Source organism: Massilia sp. DJPM01, from assembly GCF_030348125.1.
Taxonomy (GTDB): domain Bacteria; phylum Pseudomonadota; class Gammaproteobacteria; order Burkholderiales; family Burkholderiaceae_D; genus Telluria_A; species Telluria_A frigida.
Genome location: NZ_JAQOZV010000137.1, coordinates 1 through 2,574, shown reverse-complemented (window position 1 = coordinate 2,574; position 2,574 = coordinate 1). Strand labels below are relative to the sequence as shown.

The following is a 2,574-nucleotide window of genomic DNA, read 5'->3' as shown; positions in this document are numbered from 1 at the left end:
GCAGTTGCACGATAAGGAACGGAAGCTTGCCGAGAAACTGGCTCAGTATGGACAGTACACCGCAGAGGAAATTAAAAATGCACTGCGTGCGAGCGGTAATAGCGAATTAGGGGAGAACGATTCGACTGGGATGTTCGTCCTTCTCACGAAAGACACGCCGGCCTCTGCATTTTATGATATTGACGGATGGAAATTATTCGTCCCTGGTGCAGGCCAGCCACCCTACATGCTGCAGTCGAAACCGATGTATGTCGATCCTGCACTCGCCAACTACATTTTGAATTCTACTGGGGATAGCAAATCGCCGTACGCGTGGGATAGGGAGACGTTGGGGTATCACGAACCAACCAGATATCCGACGGTTAATCCTTTCACTCCAAATCAGTATGGATGTGTTACTGACGGTTGCGCAGCCGGCATTTTGCCTAATCAGCCCCATTCTGCGTTCGAGCGGAATTTCATGGCAACCGTTCAGTTTGGGGGCGGCAGTGTGCAGAGCGTGAGCGGAGGAGCTTTGGTCGGCGTCGGCGTTACCAGTTGCGCTGAAACGTTGGGTGCTGGGTGTTTGGTTGCATTGTTTGGTGGTTACCAGATGCTTACTGGCTGGGATAACACAAATGCCAGTATAAAGACGCTACGAGACCAAGAGGTTCACGGTACGACAGGGGCTCAAGTATTGCAGGATTTCACTGGGCTATCGCCAGGAATTGCAGAACTCCTTTACGCTGGCAGCCAGTTTGGCACGGGAATTGCTGGCGTAAAGCTAGCTGGGCCGTCGTGGATGGCTTCGGCAGGTAAGCCGTCGGCCGTTGCAGCGGACCTGATCACCGATACCGGTGTAGCTATACCGCCGACGGGGATGCCGAAGCCAGGACTTGCGCCCGTGGCGAGCGCTGAAGTCAATGTTACACGCATGAGCGAGCTTGAGGTATTAGCTCAAAAAATCGCGCCGTGCTGTTTTGCTACAGGAACGCTTGTTGCCACACCAAGCGGGTATGTCGCGATTGAAGCATTGAAGCTTGGTGATCAGGTATGGACTCGGCTTGATGATAATACCGGCGCTGTATTTGCGTCCACGGTTACAGCAACGCATAGTCGTGATGATCAGCCAATTTATCGCCTTACGCTTGGCCAGCAAAGCGCTGACGCGAATCGTCGGATCGAGCAGTTGCTGGTGACACCCGGGCATCCGTTCTATGTCCGCAACAGGGGGTTCGTTTCTGCGATCGATCTAAAGGTTGGGGATCAACTAACCTCCCGCGATCAGTCTGCAGACCGGATTTCGGTTGCCGCGCTTGAACTTATTCATCAGCAAGGACGCACTTACAACCTCACGGTCGATGTTGGACACACTTTTTTTGTTGGGAAATTCGAAACTTGGGTGCACAATGTGGGGCCGTGCGCTACTTGTTCTAACGGGCTTTGCACGATCCACAGCACGGGTAATAATTCACTTATTCCTGGTAGTAAAGACTTTATTGGTCCACTGACTCAGATTGATTCGAAAATTCTGTTCGGTACAGCAAAACCTGGAACTAATAATATTATTGGGGGGCACTCGCCCGAGGTTCTGAGCTCGCCGCGTTACACTATAAACCCAGGTGAAGTAGTGAATGCAGATGGAACCATTTCTGTTACGGGATTCAAGGGTACAATTGTTCGGAAAGATGGAATTGAAGGGCTTTCGAAGTCAAAGAGCCAAAATACGTTTGCTCCGCTAAGTTGGAGTAATGCAGACATATTAAGCGCGGGACAAACGGCAGCTGCAGTGCCAGGGATTATCGTACGTGACATTGCTGGAGTGAAAACAACAGTTCATATGACTACTATTAATGGCGTGGAATGGGCAGTTCTTAAAGATAATGGTGTTATGACGTCGTCTTTCCCGACCGGCGGAAAAGGATTTCCTTGAAGGTAAATTTTATGGTTAAAGCGATTTTCGCTGAGTTTGATACGTCGTTGGGGCACGAGGAATCGTTGTGGCACGACTATAATCTGGAAGTATCTTCTTCATTGTTAAAAGATTTTTCCAGCGATGATTGGATTAAGCTTAAGGAAGAAATCTTTTTTCACCCCGCATATTGGCAAGCGCGATGTGCAGAAGCAATTGGTTATATGGAAAACGAAAACGGCGTGAACATACTCATTGCCGTTATTAATTCCCCCCATATTTCTGTCGCAGCTATTGCAGCAAGTGAGCTTGACAATATGAAAATTTCCTTGCCTAAAACGTATAAAGAAAAACTATTGCAACTTTTGAAGTGTTTGCAAGAAAATCGAGATAATCGCATTGATGAGGTGAAAAGACTGATTGAACGTTTGGAATGAAGCAGCAGCACGGTTAAATGCATAGGTGTCAAAACCCGCTTGGTGATATACCCGTTTCGAGAATAAATCAGGCTTTTCGTCCTGCCATTCTTGAGTGCCTGGACCAGCGTTTGGTTTGACGCGCGTTGAGGAATGTTGTGGTTGTAGATTTTGACGTAAGTAGGCGCCGAGAAATTATTGTGATGGTTAGCGAACAGCAGGGGACGCGATGCAAGGCGCCCCGCTGCGACGCAGTGCGAGGGCCCT

General features: G+C 49.1%; 2 protein-coding genes. Both read left to right on the top strand.

Features of this window, described 5'->3' with window-relative positions:
* Positions 1–1,912, top strand: a 1,912-nt coding sequence (locus PO883_RS34080; RefSeq protein WP_289313743.1) for a polymorphic toxin-type HINT domain-containing protein, incomplete at its 5' end; no start/stop codon positions are given.
* An 11-nt stretch (positions 1,913–1,923) separates the two neighbouring features.
* Positions 1,924–2,328: a hypothetical protein gene (locus tag PO883_RS34075; protein WP_289313742.1), complete on the top strand. Its 405-nt coding sequence runs from the start codon at positions 1,924–1,926 to the stop codon at positions 2,326–2,328.
* The last annotated feature ends 246 nt before the right edge of the window (positions 2,329–2,574 follow it).